The sequence below is a fragment of the Romboutsia sp. 13368 genome, assembly GCF_018336475.1.
Taxonomy (GTDB): Bacteria; Bacillota; Clostridia; order Peptostreptococcales; family Peptostreptococcaceae; genus Romboutsia.
Genome location: NZ_CP048741.1, coordinates 2,268,930 through 2,269,352, shown reverse-complemented (window position 1 = coordinate 2,269,352; position 423 = coordinate 2,268,930). Strand labels below are relative to the sequence as shown.

At 26.3% G+C, this 423-nt stretch carries 1 protein-coding gene; it reads left to right on the top strand.

The window, feature by feature from the left end; translation table 11 throughout:
• On the top strand, nt 1-423 hold a 423-nt coding region (locus tag G3997_RS09490; protein ID WP_296645533.1), incomplete at both ends, for a uroporphyrinogen-III synthase.

The following is a 423-nucleotide window of genomic DNA, read 5'->3' as shown; positions in this document are numbered from 1 at the left end:
CTTGAAAAAATTACTTCTAATTTAATAAAAGAAGGAAAATCAAAAGACACTCCAGTTTCTCTTATAAGTTGGGCAACAAGACATAAYCAAAGAGTTATAACTTCTACACTAGAAGATGTTTATGAAACAGCTATAAGGGAAAATGTTAAGCCACCAACATTAATAGTAATAGGAGATGTAGTAAATTTAAGAGATACTCTTAACTTCTTTGAAAATAAGCCATTATTCGGAAAAAATATAATAGTTACTAGAAGTAGAACTCAAAGTAGTTCAATAGTAGAAAAGATAATGGACTTAGGTGGAAATCCAATAGAAGTACCTACTATAAAAATAGAAAAGATAGAAAACAATATAGAATTAGAAAATGAAATAAATAATATAAAAGATTATACATATTTAGTTCTTAGTAGTAAGAATGGTGTT